We start from the raw sequence: 26,575 nt of genomic DNA on the forward strand, positions 1-26,575 counted from the left end.
GGCGGATAATCAGTCCAAGGACCGATTGCTTTGCACCAAAACTTCCGATTGTGGATGAATTTGCAGAGAAGAGCGGTATTCTACTGTACCAATCCGGCAGCCTGGGCCAATTTTTATTTTATCTCCTCGTACAACCTCGGCCTCCGTGTTCTCAAGTTCAATTTCGTCGCCTTCGATCATGTTCACTTTGAGAATCGATTTGTTACCAGTGAACAAACCCTCCAGCAGTTTCCCCCGCGAACTCTTCACTGAAATGATGGAACCGCCCATTTCCTTCACCTCGGATGGCCCCATAATTTTGAGTGTCATTTGTTCGGCACTGAGCATACCGGTTATCGTAAAACGGCCATTCAACTTCATATTCTCCACCTGACAATCGCCTGCTACATGAAGCTCGCCTACCACTTTCATATGTTCAGCTTTGGCATACAGGTTAGAGGCAAAATCGCCCTCCTGATCTTCGTCGCCGGCAGCAGCCCGCTCTTTCAGGGTAAGGGTTCCTGTAATTTTGATATCGGTTGATTCCAGAGATCCGTATACGACCGATGTGCCAGTGCATTTGAATTGATCACAGATCAGATTATCGTTAAATGAGGAATCCCCCACTACCTTGACCTTGCCGTACACACCGCCAGAAGAACTGCCGTCGCCGATGATGCTAATATCGTGTTTTTTAGCCAATGAACCAGCAAAATGGTTATTCAAATCGATCAATCCCTTTCTCTCCAGGTCAAAACTTAAACTAAAACTTAAATCCGCTGACTGCTGCCCACCTTGGCGTCTGGATCAACCTCTAGTTCACCCGAATATTCGACCAACCTGATGTTACAGCCACGACCGATATGAACCTTGCTGCCACGAACAATATCAGCCTCGGTATCTTCCAGCACGATTTCATCTCCCTCAATTAAGGCTGACTTAAATGAAGGTGTGCCTCCCAGGCCAATACTTTTCCAAAAACCAGTCTGTTCCTTACGACGAATATCGATGCGTTCCCCGCCGATCTCTTTGGCGGAAGAGGATGTATGCAGCCTGATCTCTACCGTCCCCGCATTCAGAAAGCCACTGATTTTAATATTGCCCTGTACGTTCAGGGACTCACATTGTACGTCGCCTTCAATATCAATCACGCCACCAATATCGATCCGTTCCCCATCTACCCGACCGCGTACAGTACACTTCCCGTTAACTTCGATCTCCGGGCTTCGGAGGTCTCCGTTAATGGTTGTCAAGCCATCCACACGAACACGAGAACTAACCAAGGGGCCGTTCAGCGTGCACATACCGTTGATCGTTGCACTCTCTGAGCTCAAAGCTCCGTGCATCTTCATTGTTCCATTCACATTCAAAGAGGTACAGTCCAGGTTACCGTTTACTTTGGCCATGCCATCGATGGATACCCGGTGAAAATTCCCGCCTGCCGTTTGGCTCATGCCCGCTATATTCAGATCATTGCGCAAATTACGTTCCTCCATATATGAACCTCTCCTTATCCCAATTTGAGTTTTAACTCTTCCATGAACGTGCCCATTGGCTGCCTGAGAACGACCTTCACTCCATTGTCAAAATAAAGCTCTGTCCCTGCCGTTACCAGCAAGAATGAAGGGACACCCATCTTTCGAATAAGCACCAATTCGCTTGGCTTACCTGTAAAACGATAATAATGCTCGGACATGACATCGATCAGCAGCGAACCCTCCTGGCGGGTAATATCTCCGCTCATTAGCAGCTTATCGAGTACATAAAGCATCATGATCTGCTCCAACGCATACAGCGGCCGCTCCCGCCCTGCTTCTTTTAACAGCTCAAGCGAAGTGCTCGAAACAATGTTTCGCTCTAATAGTTCCTCAGCGGACATTTCCACTTCACCCAACGTTGGTGAAAACACGTCTGCCAGTTCATCCAGCGACAAGCCGTCTTTCATATTAAGAATCTTGTCAATCCGCAGTAAAATCTGTTGTTTTGGAAAAAAAGTTTCTTGTCCCGTATAGGACGACTTCCGAATAAACCATTCCTCCGGAATGAGATTCTTCCGCTTCCAGCGGTACAACTGGCCGTAGGAGATACCCGTCAGGTCCAGCAATTCTTTTTTGGAGATCAAATCATCCGTCATATATGGTCCCCCTTTGTGTTGAAAACAGTGTAACATAACATTGTTACGTTGTAAAGAAGGCGAAGAACATTGGGAATTGAACCTACGTGTACTATTCATATCTCTTACTCCCACATTAAAATTCACTCATCTTCGAAAGCGCTTACTTATCTCTCCCTACAGTGGACCTTGTTGTTGCATCGGAAGAGATTTACGTATAACCTGTTTACTATAAACACTTTGGAGCCATGACGGCTCCAGATCCCATCCCTTGTATCAAATCAGAACACTTCGACAATGAATTATGAAAGGGGTTACTTTAACACATGGCACTTATTCAATGTAATTTTTACTCGGACACGCTTGGTTTAAGCACCAGCATGCATGTCATCCTGCCACAACAGACCCACAATCAGATCGGCATGGAGAACGTATCCGGCCAGGGGTTACATCCCACGCTGTATCTGCTGCACGGGCTATCGGATGATGACTCCATCTGGCTGCGCCGCACATCCATTGAACGTTACGTCGCTGACTTGGGGATTGCTGTGGTCATGCCTCAAGTGCATCGCAGCTTCTACACGGACATGGTTGAGGGCGGATCTTATTGGACTTTCATCAGTGAGGAACTGCCTGCACTTGCACGTTCCTTCTTCCCACTATCACACAAACGTGAGGATAACTTTGTTGCGGGCTTGTCCATGGGGGGCTACGGTGCATTTAAACTTGCTCTGCGTAAACCAGATCAATATGCCGCGGCAGCAAGTTTATCCGGGGCACTCGACATGACGGCGCATCTGGATAATATGAAATCCAGCCCACTCTGGCGGGCCGAAATGGAACGTATCTTTGGGCCGAAGATTGAAGGCTCGGAGAACGACCTGCTCCAACTACTGAAGAATAACCAAGCGAGCAGTGGACCTCGGCCATTGCTCTATCAATGCTGTGGTACGGAAGATTTCCTGTATGATCAGAACCAATCCTTCCGTGAAGCCTGTGCGCAGACCGATCTTCAATTGACCTATGAGGAGGAACCCGGTGAACATGAGTGGGGCTATTGGGATCAGAAAATTCAGAGTGTATTGAAATGGTTGCCTTTGCGTGAACGTAAATAGCCGAGAAGTTTAAATGAAGCCATTGCATTTTAGATGGATATGTACACTGGCACTCCAATGACAGATTAACCTTCCGATCGCTGTTATCCAGTAAATGTTGAGTTGAACATATCTAAATCGTTGTAACACACAAAAAAAGCAGGCCCTTGAGAAGAAATTCTCGGCCTGCTTTTGCGTTGTATATCTTTATTTCATTATGGTAAATGCGTCATTATCCTCGATTGGTGATCCATTGCTCCGTAATTTCCAGCACCTTTTCACTACGTGCAATCGCCTCAGCCACCTGGTTCGAAGCTGTTCCGCCGTATACGTTACGAGCATTTACAACCGCTTCCGGTTGCAGCACGTCGTAAATACGCTCATCGAACAACGGGGAGAATTGACGGAATTCATCGATGGTCAGGTCCAGTAGATACTTGCCGTTCTGGATACAGTACAATACCGTTTTGCCGATAACCTCATGTGCCTGACGGAATGGCAATCCTTCGCCCACAAGGAAGTCCGCAATATCTGTAGCGTTCGAGAAATCCTGATTGACCGCTTGACGCATCCGACCCTTGTTGACCGTCATCGTAGCAATCATCGGAGCGAACAATTGAAGTGCGCCTTCAAGCGTCGCTACTGTGTCAAACATGCCTTCCTTGTCTTCCTGCATGTCCTTGTTGTAAGCAAGCGGCAGAGATTTCAGCACTGTCAGCAAACCGATCAGGTTGCCGTACACACGCCCTGTTTTACCACGAACGAGTTCCGGAACGTCCGGATTTTTCTTCTGTGGCATAATGCTGCTGCCCGTACAGAATGCATCGTCCAGTTCAACAAAACCAAACTCCGTGCTGCTCCACAGGACCAACTCTTCGCTCAAACGGGACAAGTGAGTCATGATCAGCGAAGCGGCTGCCAGGAACTCCACAATAAAGTCACGGTCACTGACCGCGTCCAGACTGTTCTCGTACACACCATCGAAGCCCAGTTGTTCCGCCACAAAATGACGGTCAATCGGGAACGTTGTGCCTGCAAGCGCACCTGCACCCAGTGGCAGTACGTTAATGCGTTTGTAGCTGTCCATAAGACGCTCTGCATCCCGTTGGAACATCGATACATACGCCATCAGGTGATGGGCGAACAGAATCGGTTGTGCACGTTGAAGATGCGTATACCCCGGTACAATCGTATCAAGATTGTCTTTGGCTTGTCCGATCAGCGCTTCCTGCAACGAGTGCAGCATGCCAACAAATCCAACTACGCGCTCACGCAAGTACAAGTGCATATCGGTTGCCACCTGGTCATTCCGGCTGCGTCCCGTATGTAATTTGCCGCCTACAGGGCCGATGGTATCGATAAGATTTTTCTCAATATTCATGTGGATGTCTTCATCCGATACGGAGAATTCCACTTCCCCTGCACGGATTTTGTGCAGAACCGTGATTAGACCTTCCTTAATCGTCTCTACATCCTCTGCCGGCAGAATGCCGCATTTGCCCAACATCGTGACATGAGCCAGACTCCCTTGAATATCTTCCTCGGCCAACGCTTTGTCAAAATTGATTGACGCTGTATATTCCTCAACCAGGTGATTGGTTTGTTTGGTAAAACGTCCTCCCCACAGCTTGCTCACAGTGAGTACTCCCCTTTCGCTCATGGACAAAGCCGCTCCTGCCAGATGTGCAAGAACGGCCCGCCTTGTCAGTTATTATCGTGATGCTGTATATGCATAATGAAATTAGTTTTTGTTTTGTTCCACACCGGAATTCACTTTCAAACGCAATGCATTCAGGCGAATAAAGCCCGTTGCATCCCCTTGATCGTACGCTTGTGTTGGATCAGCTTCCATCGTGGCAATGTCCGGGTTGTACAGGCTGACAGGGCTTTTCACACCTGCACCGATGATGTTGCCTTTATACAGTTTCACACGAACGGTACCTGTTACATTTTTCTGGCTTTCGGTCACCAGCGCTTGCAGCGCCAGACGTTCCGGTGCGAACCAGAATCCGTTGTATACGAGTGTGCTGTAACGTGTGATCAGGCTATCACGCAGGTTCATGACTTCACGGTCCATCGTGATGGATTCCATTTTGCGGTGTGCCGTGAACAGAATTGTTCCACCTGGTGTCTCATATACGCCACGACTCTTCATGCCGACGAAGCGGTTCTCTACCATGTCCACACGGCCGATACCATGTTTGCCACCAAGTTCGTTCAGTTGCTCCATCACTTGCAGTGGGCTCAAGCGCTCACCATTCAGTGCAACACAGTCACCTTGTTCGAATTCAAGCTCAACATATTCCGCTTGATCCGGTGCATCTTCAGGTGCACTGCTGAGCAGGAACATGTCTTTGTTCTCGTCCATACTTGGATCGAACCAAGGGTCTTCGAGCACGCCGCTCTCATAGCTGATATGCAGCAGGTTACGGTCTGTGGAGTACGGTTTAGCCGCCGATGCGGTTACCGGAATACCATGTTTTTCAGCGTAAGCGATCATCTCCGCACGTCCCGGGAACTGGTTGCGGAATTCTTCCAGACGCCAAGGCGCGATGACTTGAATGTCTGGTGTCAGCGCAGCTGCGTTCAACTCAAAGCGAACCTGGTCATTCCCTTTACCCGTAGCGCCGTGAGCAATCGCAGTAGCGCCTTCTGCACGAGCGATATCCACCATACGTTTAGCGATCAGTGGACGTGCGATACTTGTGCCAAGCAGATACTGTCCTTCATAAAGAGCACCTGCCTGGAACATTGGATAGATGAAATCTTTGGCGAACTCGTCGCGCAGATCATCGATGTACACTTTGGAAGCGCCTGTAGCGAGTGCTTTTTCCTCAAGGCCGTCCAACTCATCCTTTTGTCCAATATCCGCCGTAAATGCAATAATCTCCGCATCATATGTTTCTTTCAACCATTTCAAAATTACAGATGTGTCCAACCCGCCAGAATAAGCGAGTACAATTTTTTCTTTAGCCATGTGTGGTGGTCCTCCCCAAGTTCAGTTGCTTAATCTATCATCGCGAAATCTGCGCCTAAAATCAACCCATTCAGGCAAACAGCATCTATTCGCTCATTAACGCAGCCATCAATGCTTTCTGCGCATGCAGTCGGTTCTCCGCCTGATCAAAGATCAGGGAGTTAGGTCCGTCAATTACCCCAGCACTCACTTCTTCTCCACGGTGAGCTGGCAGGCAGTGCAGGAACATGTAATCCGGCTTCGCGCCTTTCATCAGTTCCTCATCCACCTGATACGCAGCGAATGCTTGTTCACGAATCTTCTGTTCCTCTTCAAAACCCATGCTCGCCCATACATCCGTATACACGATATCTGCATCTTTCACAGCTTCCTGTGCACTGTACGTTACAGTCACCTGCGACCCGCTCTCCTGTGCGATGCTGCGCGCCTGCTCTACAACTGCGCTGTCAGGCTCATAGCCTTCCGGAGTCGCTACCGCAACATGCATACCCATCTTCGCTGCACCAAGCATTAGGGAGTGCGCCATGTTATTACCGTCTCCGACATAAGCCATTTTCAGACCTTCCAGCTTACCTTTGTGCTCCAGCACAGTTTGGAAGTCTGCGAGTACTTGGCATGGATGTGCTGCATCGCTCAGGCCGTTAATAACTGGAATATCCGCATGTTGTGCCAGTTCAGTCACATTATGGTGTCCAAAGGTACGAATCATGATGCCGTCCAGGTAACGTGACAGGACTTTGGCTGTATCATGTGTCGTTTCCCCGCGACCAAGTTGGATATCGTTTTTGCTCAGGAAGAGCGCGTGACCGCCGAGTTGGAACATGCCGACTTCAAAGGATACACGGGTACGTGTAGATGATTTTTCAAAAATGAGTCCGATCGTTTTGCCTTGGAGTGGCTTATACGGCACACCGTTCTTTTGTTTGCCTTTAATCTCAATCGCAAGGTCCAGCAAATAGCGAATTTCCTCTGCTGTATAATCTGTAAATTCAATAAAATCACGGCCTCTAAGATCGACCTTCTGGACTTTCTCCGTCTGTTGCGTTTGTGTCATGTTCTTTTTGTCCTCCTTATTTCCGGTTCCCTGCACCCGCATGGGCAGAAGAGTGTAGAACGTTAAGATTTTGCCATCCGGCTACTCACTATCAGCTTCCGCTAGTTTACCGCGCGGCTACAGGGATTCATGATTCATCATTATGTTCCGCTTCGAGGCCCGCGAAGGCCCCGAATCAGAAAGATTGTATAAAGTCTTATTAAGCGTTCTTCGCTGCCACGTGCTCTTCAATCAACGTAGCTACCAAGGATACTGCCTCATCGATCTCTTCCTTGCTCACATACAAGTTTGGAAGCAGACGAATGACATTTGGTCCAGCGGATACAAAGAGAATGCCTCGTTTCTGACCGGCAAGCACGATGTCGCCTACCGCTTCAGCACATTCGATTCCAACTAGCAGACCCATACCCCGAACTTCTTTTACAAACGAGTTGCCTGCCAGACGCTCCCGCAGAGATTTCATCAGGTATTCGCCCATTTCAGCTGCACGTTCTGGCAGGTGGTCTTCAAGCATCGTTTCAATCGTTGCAATGACCACGGAGGAAGCAAGTGGTGTACCGCCAAACGTTGTAGCATGGCTGCCTGCAGTAAACGCATCCTTTAGATAACCTTTACCTAGCATCGCACCTACAGGGAATCCACTACCAATACCTTTGGCTACCGTGAAAATGTCCGGCTCAATGCCATAATGCTCATGCGCGAACAGTTTGCCTGTACGTCCCATTCCGGTCTGCACTTCATCCACAATCAACAGCAGTCCGTGTTCTTCACACAGTTTCCGAACGTGATGGACAAAATCCGGTTTAACCGGATGCACGCCACCCTCAGCTTGCACCATCTCCAGCATAATTGCTGCTGTATTGGGTCCGATTGCCGCTTCGAGAGCGGCTGTATCATGCAATGGTACGGTCACGAATCCGGCTGGCAATGGCAAAAATCCTTCTTTCACCTTATCCTGTCCAGTTGCTGTCAAGGTTGCGAGTGTCCGTCCGTGGAAGGATTGGGCAAATGTAATGACTTCGTACCGACCTGTGCCTTTTACCTTCTGGTGATAGCGACGCGCCAGTTTGATTGCCGCTTCATTCGCTTCTGCACCACTGTTACAGAAAAATACAGCATCTGCGCACGTATTTGCAGTCAACAAAGCCGCTGCTTTTTCCTGACCGGGAATCTGGAACAGGTTGGATACATGCCACAGCTCATCAATCTGAGCTTTCAGCTTGGCTCCCACTTTCTCCGGTGCATGGCCCAGACTCGTTACAGCCAACCCGCACATGAAATCAAGATAACGATTGCCCTGATCATCCCACAGCCAGCTGCCTTTACCTTTGACCAGACTGATTGGATAACGTGCATACGTTTGGAAAAGAGAGCTTTCCGTCTGTGACGCTGCACCTGTCGCTGCTACGCCCGCTACTGCTGTGCCAGAACCTGGCTGTTCATTGCCTTTTGCCATCACCTATCACTCCTATTGGTTGGTGCAACGGCAATCATATAAGAGCTATAATTTACACTAGACCACTCCGATTGCAGGACCATCTTTTGAACGTAAGCATACTCCACTTCGATGACAGAACAACCTTTCGATCGCTGTTATCCCCGGATTTTTTTGATTGATCCTTAAAGGGGAAAATCCGGGGATAAAGGCGCACGCTTCGCTTCTTCAGGTTATTTCTGTCCTCTACGTTATGCATTTTTATTCTTCAGATTGGTTCTGCACCCTACGTTATTGTGTGTGTAATATTAGATTTCTTATATAAAAAAGCGATGCACATATTTTTTTATTTACTATAAGACCATGAAGACACTAGCGCACTGAGAATAATTACTGCATACGGATAATTCGGGTTCCGATCGTTTCTCCGCCAAGCACACGGCTCAGGATCTGTGGTTCGCTGCCATCTACGATGATGACCTCACGCACTTTGCCGTGAATACAAGCGATGGCTGCACGCACCTTTGGAATCATGCCGCCATAGATTTCTCCGGTTTGGATCATATCCTCGATCTCTTGTACAGAGACGGATGGCAGTACTTTTTTCTCGCCACCTACATTTTTCATAATGCCAGGGACATCAGTCACTACGATCATCCGGCTCACTCCGAGGTGGGAAGCTACCGCACCTGCTGCTGTATCGGCGTTGATGTTATAGCGTTGCCCAGATGCATCCACACCAACTGGCGCGATAACTGGCATATAGCCCATTTCCACAATACCTTGAATAATCTCCGCGTTAACACCAGTTACGTCGCCTACAAAACCAATCTCTGCATGGTTGCTAACTGGTTTCGCCTGGATCAAACCACCGTCCACACCCGACAAGCCCAGCGCACGTCCACCAACACGTTGGATTAAACGTACGATCTGTTTGTTAATACTCCCCGCAAGAACCATTTCCACGACGTCCAGCACAGGTTCCGTTGTTTTGCGCAATCCGTTCACAAACTCGGTCTCTATGCCCAGCTTCGCCAGGTTATTCGAGATCGCAGGGCCGCCACCATGTACGATGACAGGCTGTGTTCCCTGGGACTGCAAGTCACGCAGATCTGCAAAAAAGGATTCAGGCAACGCCGCCAGCGTGCTGCCTCCGCATTTCATGACAAACGTCTGCTTCTCGGCACCTGCTTCAGTTCCGGTACTCTCATTTTGCAATGTTGAATTCATGAGGGCACTCCTTTCGTTCAAATATTCTAAAAGTCCTAACACTTATTGATGCGATATTCGGTGGCTGACCGTTCCGAATCCGGATCGTTCTTTCATCGCTGTTGTCTCCAAGTTTTTTTGGGATTCCCCTTCTCTAAGGGGAAAACTCGGAGACAAAGGCGAACGCTGCGCTTCTACAGAATCGATTCCGACTTCTCCACTGCCTTCGCCAGTTATCAACTACCAAATAAAGTTTAATCCTTATACATTTTCTATATATTTACGAAACAGCTTCTCATAGGGAAGCTGTTAGCTTCAATAAAATAAATGCGTAATAATTATTACGTGCGGTATGCCGCGTTAATTCGTACATAGTCATACGTCAGGTCACAGCCCCATGCAATGGCTGTTCCGTCGCCGTGGTGCAGATCGACTACAATACGTACGGTATCGGTTTGCAAGTAGGCCAGCGCGGCTTCTTCGTCGAATACGACTGGACGGGATTGTTCAAGTACATAGATGTTACCCAGACGGATATCAACCGTCTCCGGATTCACCGGCTGTCCTGCGCGTCCTACGGCTGCAATAATTCGTCCCCAGTTGGCATCAGCACCAAACATGGCGGATTTCACCAGGCTGGACCCAATGACGGTCTTAGCAATAGCTTGCGCAGATTCATCACTTACGGCACCCGTTACGTATACTTCTACCAGCTTGGTTGCTCCTTCGCCATCGCGCGCGATGGCTTTGGCAAGCACTTCGCACACATATGTGAATCCTGCAGCAAAAGCATCCCAATCCGGATGTTCCACGGTCAGCTCTTCGTTACCTGCCAGACCACTGGACATTGCGACCAGCATGTCGTTCGTGCTCGTATCTCCATCCACTGTAATCATGTTAAAGGTATGATTGGTCGCCTGGCGCAGCAGGCGCTGCAACGCTTCTGCACTAATGACCGCATCCGAGGTCATGAAGGCCAGCATGGTCGCCATATTCGGATGAATCATCCCCGATCCCTTGGCGGCACCTGCAATGGTAATCGTTTTGCCGTTCACCTCAACGGAGACGCAGGCTTCTTTTTTTACCAAATCGGTTGTCAGAATAGCTTGGGAAAAATGCTCCGCTTCTTCTGCTTCCTTGCCCAAACGTGCCGGAAGTGCGGTAATCCCCGAGTGTACAGCGTCCATCTTCAGCAATTCACCAATGACACCTGTAGAAGCGACAGCAACATCCTCTTCTGCTACTCCCAATTCACGTGCAGCCGCCGTACGCATGGCGTAGGCATCCTCTTCACCTTGCTGTCCAGTACACGCATTGGCATTCCCGCTATTCACGATGACTGCCTGAAGGCGTCCATTGCTCAAGCTCTCACGTGTGACTTTCAGAGGTGCGGCTTGGAACACGTTCGTTGTATACACCGCAGCTGCAGTTGCCGGCACGTCACAGCGGATGACCCCGATGTCGTTACGAGACGTTTTTTTCAATCCGCAGTGCAGTCCGCCAGCAGTGAACCCGCGCGGAGTTACAATCGTTCCGTTCTCAACTATAGTAAAGGCCTTTTGCTCCACATTTGTTCCCATATGTTATCCCCCGTTATGCGTTCGGCCGCATGCCGATTGTCCGCTTGCTTTGCCTGATCCGTCTTCCCCACATGGTTTCGAGATTGCGTCTAGACGCAATCCCAATGATTCAACCCTTATGGATATACTGGAGTCATGTTCAGCCCGAGGTTCTCCTCCCATCCCATCATCAGGTTCATATTTTGAATGGCTTGCCCGGATGCACCTTTCACCAGGTTGTCGATGACCGAAATAATCGTCAAACGACCTGTACGAGGATCAGCCGCAAATCCGATATCACAATAGTTCGATCCGTACACTTCCTTCGTTGAAGGCCAGATCCCCGGCTCACGTACACGCACGAACGGCCGATTCTCATAATATTTGCGGTACAGATCAACGATTTCACGGTCACTATGTTCACCAGTTAGATTGGCATACATCGTACTCATGATTCCACGCGTCATCGGCACCAGTTGAGTTGTGAACGTTACTGTGACTGGAGTGCCAGTGATATTTCCCAGCACTTGCTCGATTTCGGGAATATGCTGATGTTTATTGAGTTTATATGCTTTGAAATTCTCATTCATTTCTGCATAATGATACGCCAGAGCTGTTCCCCTTCCCGCACCCGATACGCCGGATTTGGCATCAATGATGATACTGGAAGGGTCAATCCATCCTGCCTCAACAGCTGGAATCAATCCGAGTAACGTAGCCGTTGGGTAGCAGCCGGGGTTGGAAATAAAGTTCTTGCCCTTCACTTCGTCGCCATACACCTCTGCCATGCCGTATACCGCCTGTTCCAGCAATGAAGCAGATGGTGCCGGATGTTTATACCACTCTTCATACACCGTTCCATCCTTAAGTCTGAAATCTCCAGACAAATCAATGACCTTAAGACCTGCTTCAAGCAGGCTCGGAACGAGCTTTGCGCTTACACCAGACGGGGTCGCTGTGAACACCAGATCTGCACGACTTGCAATCTCAGCCGGGTCTACGCCGTCGAGTGGCCTCTGAATCACGTCCGTCAAATGCGGGAATCCATCTGCGATGGACTCACCACTGCTGGATGAAGAGATTACCGAAGTAATTTCAACCTGCGGATGATTCTGGAAAAAACGAATCAGTTCCACCCCGCCGTAGCCGGTGGAACCGACGATTGCCACTTTTAATTTGTTATTCACTCTCGCTCCCCCAATCTTGTCGTATGCGCTACTTATACTGTTCTCCTGCTCCCAATGAGCTTTCATACAGCAATTCCGTCGCTTCTATGCATATTTGTGTATTATTATACAACTCTAGTTATATAAATACAACACTCTATCATCAATTTTACATGGATTCTCATTGCTTCCGAACATATCTTTCCAACATCTGCGGACGAACCCGTATACTTCTGCTAAAATACGTATTATAGGAAACATTACAACCAGGGTCTATTTCATAATCAATCTACACGATGAAGGGTTTATGAATGGATTCATGATGGTCATTATGAGACATGGGGGACTACAGTGCATATCGAATCCATTTTACTTGTTGTACTCCTGGGCCTGAATATTATTTTTGCAGCAGCGGTCGTTTTCTTCGAACGAAAGGATGCCAGTGCATCCTGGGCTTGGCTGCTCGTCTTAAACTTTATTCCGGTTTTCGGGTTTGTACTCTACTTATTAACAGGGCAAAACCTGACGCGCTATCGGCTTTTCCAGTGGAAAGAGCGCAAGAAGCTTGGGCTTGAAAAACGTATTGCTGCCCAGCTTGATCAGCTGCAAGACAACCGAACACCGTTCCGTAATCAGGCGACGGAGAGTAGTCAGGACATGATTTATATGAACCTGAAGCAAAACGATGCTCTTTTGACCGAAGATAATGCAGTCGAGATTATTACCGACGGAACAGACAAATTTCAGCGGTTGCTCGATGATATCGAGGCAGCGAAGGATCATGTTCATGTGCAATATTACATTTATAGAGGCGACCGACTCGGCAAAAGAATCCGGGATGCACTCATCCGTAAAGCGCGCGAAGGTGTCAAAGTTCGTCTGCTGTATGACGCGTTGGGATCACGGCGCGTATCCAAACGTTTTTTCAAAGAATTGCGCGAAGCAGGCGGTTTGGTTGAGGTCTTTTTCCCATCCAAATTCAGTCTGATTAACCTGCGTATGAACTACCGAAATCACCGTAAAATCGTCATCATTGATGGTAACCTTGGATATACAGGCGGATTTAATGTGGGGGATGAATATCTCGGCTTGAATTCCAAGTTCGGTTACTGGCGCGATACTCATTTGCGTATTCAGGGTAATGCTGTTCATGCTCTTCAGACCCGTTTTCTTCTCGATTGGAATGAAGCGTCCAAGCAGCACGATACACCATATGTTCCGGCGCATTTCCCTCATATTGAGGGCACAGGAACAACTGCCATGCAGATTGTATCCAGCGGACCGGATGCAGAGACAGAGCATATCAAGAACAGTTATCTGAAAATGATTAATGGAGCCAAACATTCGATTCTGATTCAGACGCCTTACTTTATTCCAGATGCCAGTGTATTCGAAGCCATTCGTCTTGCGTGCCTGTCAGGAATTGATGTTCGCATTATGATTCCAAATAAACCGGATCACGCCTTCGTATATTGGGCTACGCTATCTTATATCGGTGAGTTGTTAAAAGTGGGAGCCACCGTGTTCATCTACGATAACGGCTTTATTCATGCGAAAACGCTCATTATCGACAGTATGGTCGCATCTGTGGGAACCGCTAATATTGATTACCGCAGCTTCCGATTGAACTTTGAGGTCAATGCTTTTATGTATGATGAGGCGATTGCGACTGCTCTTGTGCAGACGTTTGAGCATGATCTTCTTGTATCCCGTGAGATGACGCTGGAGGAGTACAATAAACGCAGTGTGAAAATCCGCTTCAAAGAAGCGATCTCTCGTCTGCTATCTCCGATTCTGTAGATACAGGTAGTAGTAGAAGGATTATCAGTCCAAAGAAAAAAGCAGGTGCTTCCTTTCCAGCTATGTCTGGTGGAGGAGTACCTGCTTTTTTTCGGATTATAAATTTAATTTCTTATAAGTTAAACGAATGATCTCTACACTGTTCTCCGTTATCTTATGAATGTTAGTTTCAGTTATAAAGCCCCTACTCGCTGTACCTTAAAATTCCCCACGCTTAAAGCCTTCGCCGAGTACTTCATGCGCATTGCTAATAATGACAAAAGCCCCCGGGTCCACGGACCGGATCAACGCTTTCAGTCTAGGCACCTCATTCTGTCCAACGACCACCATGAGTACGGTTCGCTGATCGTCGGTGTAGCCACCTTTTGCCTCCAGCTTCGTCAGTCCGCGATCCAGATCATCCAGAATCACCTTCGTAATCGGTTCGGTCTGGTTGGAAATAATGTAAGCTACCTTCGAGTTACCAAGGCCCATCTCGACGGCATCAATAACTTTACCGGTAACGTATAACCCGATCAGAGCATAGAGCGACTGCTCCAATGACAATACAAAAGCAGCCATAATAATGACCGTAGCATCCATCATCACCACGCAAAGAGAGTAACTTAGTCCACTATATTTTTGTACGATCCTAGCCAGAATGCTCATGCCCCCTGTTGAGCCTCTACCCCGATATACGATTCCAATCCCAAGTCCAACCCCAATTCCGCCATAGAGTGAACCAAGCAGCGGATTCGTTGTTGGAATGGCCCAGTCTTTCGTGAGATAGACAAACAGTGGCAGTACAATACTGCCGAGTACAGAACGTATTCCATACTGCTTGCCAATCAGGAGAAAACCCGCGATCAGAAGCGGAATATTAATAGCCCACTGGGTGTATGCCGGCTCAAGCCCCAGCCAATGTTTGCCCAATATCGATAACCCGGATACCCCACCTGAAGCAATCTGATTCGGAAGTAAAAATAAATTAAAGGCCACGGCAATCAAAAACGAACCTAAAATAATGGATACGGTATCTACAACGTTTCTCCATGGGCCGTTCAGGGGAATGAGCGTGGTTAGCCTCTTCTTGCGGTTATTGTGTAACGGCTGTTGCTGTTGCATGTCATCTTGCTCTCCTTTTTTTGTATATATGCTCAAAAAAAAGCCCCTGTATACACCCAGCATACGCCTACACGTATCGGGTCTATACAGGAACTTTTGATTAATCGGTATCTACTTTAATCTGGCTGCGCAAATAACCATCGATGAATCCATCGAGGTCGCCATCCATTACTGCTCCTGTGTTTCCAGTCTCTACGCTCGTACGGTGATCCTTTACCATACTATAGGGATGGAATACATAGGACCGAATCTGGCTACCCCACGCAATATCCGACTGTTCTCCTCGGATTTCGTCCAGCTGTTGTTTTTGTTCTTCAATTTTACGTTCATACAATTTGGAACGAAGCATCGTCATCGCTCGCTCACGGTTCTTAATCTGTGACCGTTCATTCTGGCACGTTACAACCACACCTGTTGGAAGGTGAGTAATCCGTACAGCTGAGTCGGTGGTATTGATATGCTGTCCACCCGCGCCGCTCGCACGGTACGTATCGATCTTGAGATCTTCTGTCCGAATGTCCAATTCAATCGTGTCATCAATCTCAGGCACCACGTCACAAGATACGAAGGAAGTATGTCTGCGTCCTGAGGAGTCAAAAGGTGAGATCCGCACCAATCGGTGCACACCCTTTTCGGCTTTCAGATACCCATAAGCATTATGCCCCTTGATGGATAGCGTGACACTCTTTATTCCTGCTTCATCTCCTGCCAGATAATCCAGCACCTCAACCTTGAAGCCACGCTTCTCGGCCCAGCGTGTATACATCCGCATCAGCATCTGTCCCCAGTCCTGTGACTCGGTACCACCAGCACCCGGATGAAGCTCCAGAATCGCATTCATCTTGTCATACGGCTGATTCAGGAGAAGCTGTAGCTCGAACTCTTCTACCTTGCTCACGATGGCTGTCACGCTGTTGCCGATCTCCACAGCCAGATCATCGTCGCCTTCTTCGTCAGCCAGTTCTGCCATCATGACCGCATCGTCATAATCCTGCTGCAGCTTGATGTATTGGTCCACAGATCCCTTCACCGCGTTCAGCTCAGCGATTACGGATTGTGCCTTATCATTATTATCCCAGAAATCCGGGGCGGACATCTTCACTTCGAAGTTCTCAATCATCTCTTGCTTAAGATCTAAGTCAAAGAGACCCCCTAAGATTTGTTAGTTTCTTGCCTATTTCACGCAGGTCCTGCTTCACGCTTGGATCGATCATGTGCAATTCCTCTTTTCATTAAGATAAGCTCCCCGCATTCAGGGCATTCCTTCAGATCAAGTATCCGATGCTTCACCTTGGAGTCTCGGTTACCTTAATAACGGCAAGCCTCTTCTCCATGATTATGGTACATAGTTATAACTATGCACCAATTACAGGTTATGCATCCTTCATTTGATCATTTGGAATACCCGGCTGCAAGGAGCCGTTCATGTCATTCTATTTAAGTTGATCCAGCATTCGTTACACCTTATCACTCCGATTGCAGTAGCATCTTCCGATCGCTCTTATCCCCAGATTTTCTTGATTCCCTCTCACAAGGGAAAAATCCGGTGATAAATGCGAACGCTTTGCTTCTCCAGATTGCTTCTGCACTCTCCGTTATGGTGTAAAAATTCAGATCCAACTTATAAACAGGGTAATGTAGAGAGTCGTTTAACTACTCTTGACCGTGGCAGTGTTTGAACTTTTTGCCGCTACCACATGGACAAGCATCGTTGCGTCCGATTTGGTCAGACACTTTTACCGGACGTTTCTCTGTAGGTTCGCCGCTTGTCGAGATCTGACTTTCGTCAACAACCGCTTGACGCTCCTGATTGCTCTCGATTTGTGCTCTCATCACATAGGTTGCCACTTCTTCCTGGATCGAAGCAATCATCTGATGGAACATTTCGAAGCCTTCGAACTGGTACTCACGCAGCGGATCTGTACCGCCGTAAGCACGAAGGTGGATACCTTGACGCAATTGATCCATCGCATCAATATGATCCATCCATTTGCTGTCTACTGCACGGAGTACAACCACTTTCTCGAATTCACGAACCATCTCTTCACCGATCCGCTCTTCACGCGCATTGTACTTGTTCTGAACTTTCTCAAACAGGTAGTCGATAATCTCTTCTGCTTCTTTGCCCCACAGATCATCTTTCGTTACTGAGCCTTCATCCAGCAATTTGCTGTTCATGTAGTCGGCAACTTCCTGCAGCTCCCAGTTTTCCGGAATATCGTCACTGCAATGAGCTTCCACAATACGTTCAATGGAAGGCTTGATCATATCCATAACGATCTGTTTGATATTCTCGGACTCAAGCACCTCACGGCGTTGTTTATATATAATTTCACGTTGTTGGTTCATGACATCATCATATTGGAGAACGACTTTACGTACGTCAAAGTTATTACCTTCAACCCGTTTTTGTGCCGACTCTACCGCACGGGTAATCATCCGGCTCTCAATCGGTTGGTCTTCTTCAAAACCAAGACGCTCCATCATGTTCAGTACATTGTCTGCACCGAAACGTCTCATCAGCTCATCACCAAGTGACAGGTAGAACTGTGTAGAACCAGGGTCACCCTGACGTCCCGCACGTCCACGCAGCTGGTTATCAATCCGGCGTGATTCATGACGCTCTGTACCGATGATATGAAGGCCGCCCACTTCAGCTACGCCTTCACCCAGGATAATATCCGTACCCCGTCCTGCCATGTTGGTAGCAATCGTAACCGCACCAGCCTGACCCGCACCTGAGATGATCTCCGCTTCTTCCGCATGATATTTGGCGTTCAATACCTGGTGACGGACACCACGGCGTTTCAACATATCGGAAATACGCTCGGAGTTTTCAATGGAAACCGTACCAACCAGAACCGGTTGGTTCTTACTGTGACGTGCCACAATTTCTTCCACAACCGCGTTGAACTTGCCATCGATGCTCTTGTACACCACATCAGCCATATCATCCCGTTTGTTTGGACGATTGGTTGGAATCTGCAATACTTCGAGACCATAGATTTTTTTAAACTCTTCTTCCTCGGTCTTCGCTGTACCCGTCATTCCCGCAAGCTTACGGTACATCCGGAAATAGTTCTGGAATGTAATTGTAGCAAGAGTCATGCTCTCGTTCTGTACTTCAATACCTTCTTTGGCTTCGATCGCTTGGTGCAATCCATCGCTATAACGACGTCCTGCCATCAGACGGCCTGTGAACTCATCGACGATCAGTACTTCTTCATCACTCACCACATAATCGACGTCACGACGCATGATTACATTGGCTTTCAATCCCTGTACGATGTGATGGTTCAGCGTAACATTGGCATGATCATACAAGTTTTCGATACCAAATGCTTTCTCTGCCTTCGCCACACCAGCTTCAGTCAGTGCTACGGATTTCACCTTGATGTCCACCGTAAAGTCTTCCTCTGGAACCAGACGCTTCACGAAACGGTCAGCTGCATAGTACAGATCTGTGGATTTCTGAGCTTGTCCGGAAATGATCAAAGGCGTACGTGCCTCATCGACCAAAATGGAGTCCACTTCATCAATGATACAGAAGAACAATGGACGTTGTACCATCTGCTCTTTGTATAACACCATGTTATCACGCAGATAGTCAAAACCAAATTCATTATTCGTTCCGTACGTAATATCACATGCATAAGCATGTTGTTTCAAAGCATGGTCCATACCGCTCAGGTTAACCCCAACCGTCATGCCCATGAATTCATAAATTTGTCCCATTTCCTGGCTATCCCGTTGAGCCAAATAATCATTGACCGTTACCACGTGTACACCTTTGGACATCAATGCATTCAGGTATACCGGGAGTGTTCCTACCAGTGTCTTACCTTCACCCGTTTTCATCTCTGAAATCCGGCCTTCATGCAAGGCAATGCCTCCGAGCATCTGTACGTCATAGTGACGTTTGCCCAGTACACGGCGAGATGCCTCACGTACGGTTGCAAATGCCTCAGGAAGAAGTTCATCTGTCGTTTCTCCCTTTTCAATGCGGGCACGGAATTCCTCCGTTTTGGATTTCAGTTGTTCATCAGACAGAGCCTGAAATTGTGGTTCCAGTTTATTGATCACATCGACTGTCTTCATCAGACGTTTAACATCACGTTCGTTCATGTCGCCGAAGATCTTTTTGACAAGTCCTAGCATGGTATACCCCTTTCGTGCAAAACAGAATAGACCCCCTGCTGCCGCCGCGCGACACCATCGGATGGATATGAACCCACTTGCCCGGGGGTGACAAACGATATAATTTGAGCTTACTGAAGGTTACACTCCATTACTCAGCTGGCAGAATGTCCTTCCGATCGCTGTTATCCCCCGATTTCTTTAACTCCATCTCAGAGGTAGAAATCTGGGGATAAAGGCGAACGCTTCGCTTCTACAGGTCATTTCTGCCCTCTTCGCTATCCGTGTAAAAATCAAATTCAAATTATTATGAAGAAATAATAATATAAATGAATCAACTCCAGGCTTGCCAAGGTTCCCTCATGAAGCTGATTCGGTATTCATCCGGATCCGGTTATTAGAAACAACCGAATACCGAGCCTTATGAATCATGTTCATGGTGCTGTGCCTGTCATTGATTATGATTAGTGATCATTCGTTGACAATTCCTCATCAGGACAATGATTCTCTTTGTATAAATTGTAACAGTTTGTAAGGGTCGCCGCAACACGCCACGGCACACTTCTTTGAACTTCTGAAGCCTCTCCGATGGAGTTTAAGTGCAAAAAATCATAGTCGTTAGCGGAAGCCCTAAATTCTATCGTTTCATTTTCCAGTTGGATAAGGCATGTTAACGAATTTTGATGGTAAATTTGGATGAAAATCTCAATATAGAGAAAAAGAATACATCTTTAACGACTTCTCCGCAAGCACTGAAAATTTTTCATTCAATTTGCACGGATTTGTCTCATTCCTATTATCTATTAGACGCAGTAGCATGGGAAATAGTTTCACAATCTTGCTTCATCCACTTTTTCTAGCCCTAGTACGCACAAAAGAGCCCCATCCCATAAAGGATGGAGGCTCTTGTTAGTTCGAAGTCCTATACAGGAGATAAGACCCCTGTCTTCATTCATTATCATTTAAAAAAATCATTTTTTCATTTCAATTCAATGGTTCAGTCACCAAACTAGTTTAGTATTTTAACTCAATCCATTAACCTTGTTCAATTAAACCGTATTTCCCATCGTTCCGTTTGTACACCACGCTGACTTCTTCATTCTCGATGTTCGAGAATACAAAGAAATTGTGGCCAACCATGTTCATTTGGAGAATAGCTTCTTCCACGTCCATCGGTTTCAACATAAACCGTTTGGTCCGTACCACTTCCAAGTCATCGTCTTCCGTATCCGCATCCAGTTCAGCAGTAGCTACTGTGCCTGTCGGATCTTCCACGAAGAAAGTTTTTAGGCCGCCTTCCTGGCGGAACTTACGGTTAATTTTCGTTTTGTGTTTACGGATCTGACGTTCCAGCTTGTCTACCACCGAGTCAATGGAAGCGTACATATCGTCGCTCTCATCCTCGGCACGGAGCACAAAGCCTTTCAAAGGGATCGTCACCTCTACCGTATGCAAGCCTCTCGTCGTGCTCAATGTAACAGCACCGTCAGAGTTAAGGGGTGCATCGAAATACTTCTCGAGTCTACTCAACTTTTTGTCGACATAATCCTTCAAAGCATCGGTAACCTCGATTTGTTGACCTCGAATACTTAAATTCATAGGGCACTCCTCCTTTTCCTTTGCCACTTCATTATAACACGAATGTAAGCGCCATGTAAAAACTCCCGGTGACCGAATAATGACATCTGTTCAAGTCACATCAGCCAACATAGGCTTACCGCCATATTTCGCGATATTTCACCATTTTGGGGCATAATCGTTCATTAACATGGATGGTCTTATTAGGCGCTTGATGATGTAATTAACCGTTTCCGAGCTCCTTCAATCTATTATGTAAAATGAACATGAACTATGACTTGAATTTATCAAATTCATTAGAATAATGTTCTTCGGCTGATTCTCAAATTTCGAATCTATTAGAACAAAAAAAGACCCCGGAAAAACCGGAGTCTGATGCTAGCGATAATTCAATTGGTAACCATCTAACCATATATGTAGGTCGGATTGTCCGGATGATTATAATTTGATTACGTTAGCTGCTTGCGGTCCACGCGCGCCTTCGACGATGTCGAATTCTACGGATTGACCTTCTTCCAAAGTTTTGAATCCTTCGGATTGAATTGCGGAGAAATGTACGAATACGTCGCCGCCGTCTTCAGTTTCAATGAAACCGTAACCTTTTTCTGCGTTGAACCATTTTACTTTACCTTGCATGCACTAACATTCCCTTCGTCATCAAATGAAGTGAAGCCCTGGCCAAGACCCTAGCCCACAACTCAGATAATACCATCCAAAGTTATCCATTGTCAATTGGTAAAGTAAATGTTTTCTTGGAATTAAATGTAATGTTTTAAATGACAATAATTACATTTTTCCTTTTAAACTCTCCACAATCACTGAAATCCCTGAGGTGAGATCCGTTTCTGCTCTCCAACCTAAAGCAAGCATCCCTCTATGATCCGCATAGGAGTCCATGATTTCAGACTCTCGGTATGGCAATGAGCCGAAATCCAGGTTTGTCGATGAAGCTGTAAGCTGATGCGCCAGCTCCACAAACTCTCGAATGGAGATACTACATCCTCTACCAATCTCAAATTCCGTTATTTCCGACAAAGCTTCCAGATGAGCGATCACGGTCGTATACGCTTTGGCCACATCTTCCACATACACAAAATCTCGCTTTTGTTCTCCCGGCGTGAGCTGTAACGATGGCTCCTGAAGCAACGCTCGCATAGTGGCACTTATGAATTTATGCTCCTGATCCTTTGGACCATACACATGCTCCAGTCTCATATTCACATATTTTATCGAATGAGAAGCTGCATATGCCTTCGCTGTGCTATCCATGAACTTTTTACTCTTGCTGTAACTGTCCAAGTAGGTATATGAACTATGTTGTTCTTTACCAAAAAAAGTATCTGTATTTATAAATGCTTTTGCTTGATACTTCGCTCCCAATTCAAGCAATCGAATGGGATACTGGATATTGGCCTCCAATTGCTCACTTAATAGCTGATTGCGGCCATACGAGGTAGCCGTATGAATAATAACCTCAACCTGTTGCTTTTGAAATATAGATTCCAAATCACCATAATACAAATTATACACTTGTGCTACCTCATCTAGCCTAGAGCGGATTCTGTATACATCGGATGAGCTTCTTATTATAATGGAGACCCTATGTCCCTGATCCAGTAACTCTTCGAGTACATGACTTCCTACAAATCCCGTAGCCCCCGTTAAGAGTATTTCCATTTAATCTCCACCTTTAGCGACTCGAATGTGTATATTCTTCGATTTGTCTCAGACAGAGAGCCTTCATCCGCTCGTTCCTCTCATATGCCAAAGTCCACTCGATAATTTTGTCTATGGCCTGCTCCAAATTCCAACGCGGGTGCCAATCTAGGTACGCCTTAGCTTTGGAACAATCCAATTTTAATTGGTGAGCCTCATGTAATGTTGTCTCGGGCTGAATTACATATTTTGACGTTCCCCCCCATTTGCTGCTGAAGGACTTCACAATCCACTCAACGGTCTGCACATCCGCATCATCAGGGCCGAAATTCCATGCTTCCGCAACCTCTTCTCCCTGATACAACCGCTCTGCTAACTCCATATAACCGCCAAGCGGCTCTAGTACATGCTGCCACGGACGTATTGCTTGGGGGTTGCGAATGATAATTTCAGTTCCCTTTAACAAAGATCTGATAATATCAGGCACGAGACGATCTTCGGCCCAATCGCCTCCCCCAATGACATTGCCAGCTCTGGCTGAAGCCAATGCGATCCGTGGTCCTTTCACGCCTTCTTTAAAAAAAGAATTGCGGTATGCGGAGGTGACTAGTTCAGAACATGCCTTACTGCTTGAATAAGGATCGTATCCTCCTAAAGGCTCATCTTCGCGATATCCCCATACCCACTCTTTATTTTCATAACATTTATCTGTCGTGACATTTACAACAGCCCTCACCGTACCGCTTTCTCGACTAGCCTCAAGCAAATGCACTGTCCCCATCACATTGGTCATATACGTATCCACGGGGTTACGGTATGATTCCCTGACTAGCGGCTGAGCTGCCAAATGAAATACGATCTCCGGTTCCGCCTCTTGCATGGATTTCGTAAGGTTCGCACTGTCTTTAATATCGCCAATAATACTCCGCTCAATTTCACTCTCAATCTCTGCCACATGAAACAAACTATTGTTATCTTGAGGAGAGAGAGCATACCCGGTCACCCTCGCGCCTAGTGAAGATAACCAAAGACTTAGCCAGGAGCCCTTAAATCCGGTATGTCCCGTAATAAACACCTTTTTCCCGTTCCAAAATGGATGATGCTCCGCCATTACTTTACCATTCCCATCTTATCGTTTTCCCATATTTTCCAAGGGGCTCCTGTTCTCCAGAGCTCTTCTAAGTAATTTTTATCGCGCAAGGTATCCATCGGTTGCCAAAACCCATCATGCTTATAGCCTACCAGCTCACCATCCCGCGCAAGATGCTCAAGCGGCTCCTTCTCAAAAAAGGTATCGTCACCAGCAATGTAATCGAAAACTTCAGGCTGTAGGACAAAGAAACCAGCGTTGATCCATGAACCGTCACCAGCAGGCTTCTCCTGGAATCCCTTGACCTCGTTGTTCGTATCAATATCAAGCGCTCCAAAACGTCCACTAGGCTGCACCGTCGTCACCGTAGCCACTCGCCCGCGCAGTTTATGTTGCTCTACCAGCTCGGTAATATTTACATTGGAGACTCCATCTCCATAAGTCAGCATAAAAGGTTCGTTCCCAATATACTTCTGTATTCTTTTGACCCGTCCACCTGTCATCGTGTCTACGCCTGTGTTGGCCAAAGTTACCTTCCAGGGCTCAGCTGAGTGAGTGTGTGTCACCAATTGACTATTATTCGTAAAATCAAAGGTAACATCGGATTCATGCAAGAAGTAGTGAGCAAAATATTCTTTAATATAGTAGCCTTTATAACCCAGACATATGACAAAATCATTATAACCATAGTAGGAGTAATGCTTCATTATATGCCACAAAATCGGTCTTTCCCCTATCTCAATCATCGGCTTCGGTTTCAGATGAGACTCTTCACTTATGCGTGTTCCATATCCTCCGGCTAAAATGACTACTTTCATACCCTGATCCTCCGAATCTATTTTTTCTCCAGCACAAAAGTCCGAATGGTATCTATCATGTAATCTATCTTTTCTGCTGTCAGTCCTGGATAGACTCCTATCAGAAATGTATCGTGCATGATTTTGTCTGTATTCGTTAGATCCCCACTAATTCGATAGTTAACTTGTTGAAATGCAGGCTGACGCGTGAGATTACCCGCGAACAACATTCGTGTCTGAATGCGATGAGCTTCCAAGTGAGCCACAATTTCATTTTTGGTAAACTTCACACCATCGCGCACCGTTAATATAAATCCAAACCAACTGGGGTCCGAATCTCTAGTAGCTCTTGGAAAGATAAAGAATTCTTCCAGATCCTTCAATCCTTCCAAAAGGCGATTAAAGTTGTTTTTGCGGGCTTGGGTAAATTTTGGAACCTTTTTCAACTGTTCTACTCCAATAGCTGCCTGCATTTCAGTTACTCGAAGATTATAACCAATATGCGAATACGTGTATTTGTGATCATATCCATAAGGTAACGACCCTAACTCCCAGCTGAAGCGTTTATTACAGGTATTGTCACAGCCGGAAGGGCACCAGCAATCTCTTCCCCAATCTCTAAACGACTCAACAATGGACTTTAATAGTGCATTATTCGTATAGACTGCTCCACCCTCTCCCATCGTCATGTGATGGGGTGGGTAAAAGCTGGATGTGCCGATATGTCCATGAGTTCCTGTCAATTTACCTTTAAAAGTAGACCCGAGAGCATCACAGTTATCTTCAACAACCCATAAATTATATTTGGATGCAATCTCCATCACTTGATCAAGTTCGAATGGGTTCCCCATCGTATGAGCGATCATAATTGCTTTGGTCTTGGATGTAATTGCAGCTTCAATCCGATCAACCAAAATGTTATAGGTCCCTAAATCTACATCTACAAATACAGGAACAGCACCATTCTGAACAATAGGTGTCACTGTCGTAGGAAATCCTGCCGCTACCGTAATCACCTCATCTCCAGGCTTGATCTGACGATCTTTCAATTTTGGCGAAGTAAGTGCCGAAAAAGCTAGTAGATTAGCGGAGGAACCCGAGTTGGTCAGGAGCGCATATCTCACTCCCAGGAATTGTGCATACTCTTGCTCAAATCTCTTGTTGTACCGCCCAGCGGTTAACCAAAAATCCAAAGAAGAGTCTACCAGACTTCTCATTTCTCGTTCATCATATACACGTCCACCATATGAGATCGAGGATGTATCCGGGTCAAACACTTCATCCCGATTTGCATGGAAAAGATCGTAATAGTTTTCTACTTTGGAGAGTATTTCAAGTCGAATTATTTTTTCAAGATGAAATTTATCCAATTCACCAATCGTCACGAGACTACTAGACTTCCATGCGTCTTTATTACGAACGTCCAAATACGACGTTTGACCGAGTACTGACATAGTCATTTCAACAATATTTTTTTCGTCATGCCTCTGTGGGGGATCGAACGTCAATGGATAGACTCCAATCTTATCCTCATTGATGTCAGAAGAAACGACACCATAACCTTCAGTTTCCTTTATACGAACAATCTTTCCTTGCTCAATCATTTGCACACCCCTTACATTCTTAAGCCCTCATCCTCGATTTAACTACATGCAGGCTGAAAAGACATAGTCTAGATCGAACTAATGCAAAATTATGACTGCAATCCACATAAATTTTGATTATACACAACGGACTGTAAATTCAAACTACTAACTATTTTAACGACAAAAACCGTTAAAATAATTAGAGCATATCTTTATTTTATTAATCGCTTTAAATAATAAA

General features: G+C 46.6%; 21 protein-coding genes. 2 read left to right on the forward strand and 19 right to left on the reverse strand.

Translation table 11 applies throughout. The features are described from left to right. Positions 1-9: 9 nt before the first annotated feature. From MKY42_RS29285 to MKY42_RS29295, 3 genes are read right to left on the reverse strand one after another with little or no spacing between them, the layout of a single operon-like run. Positions 10-714, reverse strand: a complete 705-nt coding sequence (locus MKY42_RS29285; RefSeq protein WP_339846652.1) for a hypothetical protein — start codon at positions 712-714, stop codon at positions 10-12. 35 nt (positions 715-749) lie between these two features. Then, positions 750-1,475: a polymer-forming cytoskeletal protein gene (locus MKY42_RS29290; protein WP_179262849.1), complete on the reverse strand. Its 726-nt coding sequence runs from the start codon at positions 1,473-1,475 to the stop codon at positions 750-752. Between the two features lie 14 nt (positions 1,476-1,489). Beyond that, positions 1,490-2,113: a YhbD family protein gene (locus tag MKY42_RS29295; RefSeq protein ID WP_179262847.1), complete on the reverse strand. Its 624-nt coding sequence runs from the start codon at positions 2,111-2,113 to the stop codon at positions 1,490-1,492. A 305-nt stretch (positions 2,114-2,418) separates the two neighbouring features. Here MKY42_RS29295 and MKY42_RS29300 point away from each other — a divergent pair, with 305 nt between their 5' ends. Continuing rightward, positions 2,419-3,207 (forward strand): alpha/beta hydrolase family protein, encoded by a 789-nt coding sequence (locus tag MKY42_RS29300; protein ID WP_179262845.1) that lies wholly within the window; start codon positions 2,419-2,421, stop codon positions 3,205-3,207. 211 nt (positions 3,208-3,418) lie between these two features. On the opposite strand, the gene argH is transcribed toward MKY42_RS29300, so the two are convergent. From argH to argC, 7 genes are all read right to left on the reverse strand, one after another. Further along, on the reverse strand, positions 3,419-4,822 hold the full coding sequence (argH, locus tag MKY42_RS29305) for an argininosuccinate lyase (RefSeq protein WP_090903650.1): 1,404 nt from the start codon (positions 4,820-4,822) through the stop codon (positions 3,419-3,421). 105 nt (positions 4,823-4,927) lie between these two features. Further along, positions 4,928-6,163, reverse strand: coding sequence for an argininosuccinate synthase (locus MKY42_RS29310; RefSeq protein WP_090903568.1), 1,236 nt, complete (start codon positions 6,161-6,163; stop codon positions 4,928-4,930). Between the two features lie 85 nt (positions 6,164-6,248). Beyond that, the gene (gene argF, locus MKY42_RS29315) at positions 6,249-7,217 is read right to left on the reverse strand and encodes an ornithine carbamoyltransferase (RefSeq protein ID WP_090903567.1); all 969 of its coding nucleotides are present in this window, start codon (positions 7,215-7,217) and stop codon (positions 6,249-6,251) included. A 199-nt stretch (positions 7,218-7,416) separates the two neighbouring features. Further along, entirely contained in the window at positions 7,417-8,673 is a 1,257-nt protein-coding gene (locus MKY42_RS29320; RefSeq protein ID WP_090903566.1) for an aspartate aminotransferase family protein, read from the reverse strand. 369 nt (positions 8,674-9,042) lie between these two features. Next, complete coding sequence (gene argB, locus MKY42_RS29325; RefSeq protein ID WP_090903565.1) at positions 9,043-9,882, reverse strand: acetylglutamate kinase; 840 nt, start codon at positions 9,880-9,882, stop codon at positions 9,043-9,045. A 320-nt stretch (positions 9,883-10,202) separates the two neighbouring features. Further along, positions 10,203-11,441 carry a bifunctional glutamate N-acetyltransferase/amino-acid acetyltransferase ArgJ gene (gene argJ, locus MKY42_RS29330; protein ID WP_339846659.1) on the reverse strand — a complete coding sequence of 413 codons (1,239 nt, stop codon included), beginning with the start codon at positions 11,439-11,441 and terminating at the stop codon, positions 10,203-10,205. Between the two features lie 116 nt (positions 11,442-11,557). Beyond that, positions 11,558-12,607 (reverse strand): N-acetyl-gamma-glutamyl-phosphate reductase, encoded by a 1,050-nt coding sequence (argC, locus tag MKY42_RS29335; RefSeq protein WP_110000868.1) that lies wholly within the window; start codon positions 12,605-12,607, stop codon positions 11,558-11,560. Positions 12,608-12,937: 330 nt separating this feature from the next. Between argC and cls the strand changes: the two genes are divergently transcribed. Beyond that, positions 12,938-14,386, forward strand: coding sequence for a cardiolipin synthase (gene cls, locus MKY42_RS29340; protein WP_090903562.1), 1,449 nt, complete (start codon positions 12,938-12,940; stop codon positions 14,384-14,386). Positions 14,387-14,584: 198 nt separating this feature from the next. Here the strand turns inward: cls and MKY42_RS29345 are convergent, their stop codons facing one another. The 9 genes from MKY42_RS29345 to rfbH form a co-directional block, all read right to left on the reverse strand. Further along, positions 14,585-15,490 carry a YitT family protein gene (locus MKY42_RS29345; RefSeq protein WP_090903561.1) on the reverse strand — a complete coding sequence of 302 codons (906 nt, stop codon included), beginning with the start codon at positions 15,488-15,490 and terminating at the stop codon, positions 14,585-14,587. 100 nt (positions 15,491-15,590) lie between these two features. After that, positions 15,591-16,704 (reverse strand): peptide chain release factor 2 gene (prfB, locus tag MKY42_RS29350; protein ID WP_143067070.1). Its coding sequence is split into 2 segments (ribosomal slippage): positions 15,591-16,631 and positions 16,633-16,704, totalling 1,113 coding nucleotides; the frame shifts between segments, so codons are not numbered across the junction. A gap of 439 nt (positions 16,705-17,143) precedes the next feature. Next, positions 17,144-19,648 (reverse strand): preprotein translocase subunit SecA, encoded by a 2,505-nt coding sequence (gene secA, locus MKY42_RS29355; protein ID WP_090903559.1) that lies wholly within the window; start codon positions 19,646-19,648, stop codon positions 17,144-17,146. 1,014 nt (positions 19,649-20,662) lie between these two features. Then, positions 20,663-21,226: a ribosome-associated translation inhibitor RaiA gene (gene raiA / locus MKY42_RS29360; RefSeq protein ID WP_062329707.1), complete on the reverse strand. Its 564-nt coding sequence runs from the start codon at positions 21,224-21,226 to the stop codon at positions 20,663-20,665. Between the two features lie 417 nt (positions 21,227-21,643). Continuing rightward, complete coding sequence (locus tag MKY42_RS29365) at positions 21,644-21,841, reverse strand: cold shock domain-containing protein (protein ID WP_024631599.1); 198 nt, start codon at positions 21,839-21,841, stop codon at positions 21,644-21,646. Positions 21,842-21,991: 150 nt separating this feature from the next. Continuing rightward, positions 21,992-22,882, reverse strand: a complete 891-nt coding sequence (locus tag MKY42_RS29370) for an NAD-dependent epimerase/dehydratase family protein (protein WP_339846666.1) — start codon at positions 22,880-22,882, stop codon at positions 21,992-21,994. A 13-nt stretch (positions 22,883-22,895) separates the two neighbouring features. After that, the gene (rfbG, locus tag MKY42_RS29375) at positions 22,896-23,972 is read right to left on the reverse strand and encodes a CDP-glucose 4,6-dehydratase (RefSeq protein ID WP_339846669.1); all 1,077 of its coding nucleotides are present in this window, start codon (positions 23,970-23,972) and stop codon (positions 22,896-22,898) included. Further along, complete coding sequence (rfbF, locus tag MKY42_RS29380) at positions 23,972-24,769, reverse strand: glucose-1-phosphate cytidylyltransferase (protein ID WP_339846672.1); 798 nt, start codon at positions 24,767-24,769, stop codon at positions 23,972-23,974. Before rfbF ends, rfbG begins: the two co-directional genes overlap by 1 nt. Before the next feature lie 17 nt (positions 24,770-24,786). Then, positions 24,787-26,352 (reverse strand): lipopolysaccharide biosynthesis protein RfbH, encoded by a 1,566-nt coding sequence (rfbH, locus tag MKY42_RS29385; RefSeq protein ID WP_339846675.1) that lies wholly within the window; start codon positions 26,350-26,352, stop codon positions 24,787-24,789. Between the last annotated feature and the right edge of the window lie 223 nt (positions 26,353-26,575).

It is taken from the genome of Paenibacillus sp. FSL W7-1088 (genome assembly GCF_037969855.1).
In the GTDB taxonomy this organism is placed as follows: Bacteria; Bacillota; Bacilli; order Paenibacillales; family Paenibacillaceae; genus Paenibacillus.

What these genes read in the sequence shown, in the direction of transcription:
- MKY42_RS29290 (WP_179262849.1), bottom strand. Translation starts at nt 1,475, where the DNA reads ATGGAGGAACGTAATTTGCGCAATGATCTGAATATAGCGGGCATGAGC.
- MKY42_RS29295 (WP_179262847.1), bottom strand. Translation starts at nt 2,113, where the DNA reads ATGACGGATGATTTGATCTCCAAAAAAGAATTGCTGGACCTGACGGGT.
- MKY42_RS29300 (WP_179262845.1), top strand. Translation starts at nt 2,419, where the DNA reads ATGGCACTTATTCAATGTAATTTTTACTCGGACACGCTTGGTTTAAGC.
- MKY42_RS29310 (WP_090903568.1), bottom strand. Translation starts at nt 6,163, where the DNA reads ATGGCTAAAGAAAAAATTGTACTCGCTTATTCTGGCGGGTTGGACACA.
- argF (WP_090903567.1), bottom strand. Translation starts at nt 7,217, where the DNA reads ATGACACAAACGCAACAGACGGAGAAAGTCCAGAAGGTCGATCTTAGA.
- MKY42_RS29320 (WP_090903566.1), bottom strand. Translation starts at nt 8,673, where the DNA reads ATGGCAAAAGGCAATGAACAGCCAGGTTCTGGCACAGCAGTAGCGGGC.
- argB (WP_090903565.1), bottom strand. Translation starts at nt 9,882, where the DNA reads ATGAATTCAACATTGCAAAATGAGAGTACCGGAACTGAAGCAGGTGCC.
- argJ (WP_339846659.1), bottom strand. Translation starts at nt 11,441, where the DNA reads ATGGGAACAAATGTGGAGCAAAAGGCCTTTACTATAGTTGAGAACGGA.
- MKY42_RS29345 (WP_090903561.1), bottom strand. Translation starts at nt 15,490, where the DNA reads ATGCAACAGCAACAGCCGTTACACAATAACCGCAAGAAGAGGCTAACC.
- secA (WP_090903559.1), bottom strand. Translation starts at nt 19,648, where the DNA reads ATGCTAGGACTTGTCAAAAAGATCTTCGGCGACATGAACGAACGTGAT.
- raiA (WP_062329707.1), bottom strand. Translation starts at nt 21,226, where the DNA reads ATGAATTTAAGTATTCGAGGTCAACAAATCGAGGTTACCGATGCTTTG.
- MKY42_RS29365 (WP_024631599.1), bottom strand. Translation starts at nt 21,841, where the DNA reads ATGCAAGGTAAAGTAAAATGGTTCAACGCAGAAAAAGGTTACGGTTTC.
- MKY42_RS29370 (WP_339846666.1), bottom strand. Translation starts at nt 22,882, where the DNA reads ATGGAAATACTCTTAACGGGGGCTACGGGATTTGTAGGAAGTCATGTA.
- rfbG (WP_339846669.1), bottom strand. Translation starts at nt 23,972, where the DNA reads ATGGCGGAGCATCATCCATTTTGGAACGGGAAAAAGGTGTTTATTACG.
- rfbF (WP_339846672.1), bottom strand. Translation starts at nt 24,769, where the DNA reads ATGAAAGTAGTCATTTTAGCCGGAGGATATGGAACACGCATAAGTGAA.
- rfbH (WP_339846675.1), bottom strand. Translation starts at nt 26,352, where the DNA reads ATGATTGAGCAAGGAAAGATTGTTCGTATAAAGGAAACTGAAGGTTAT.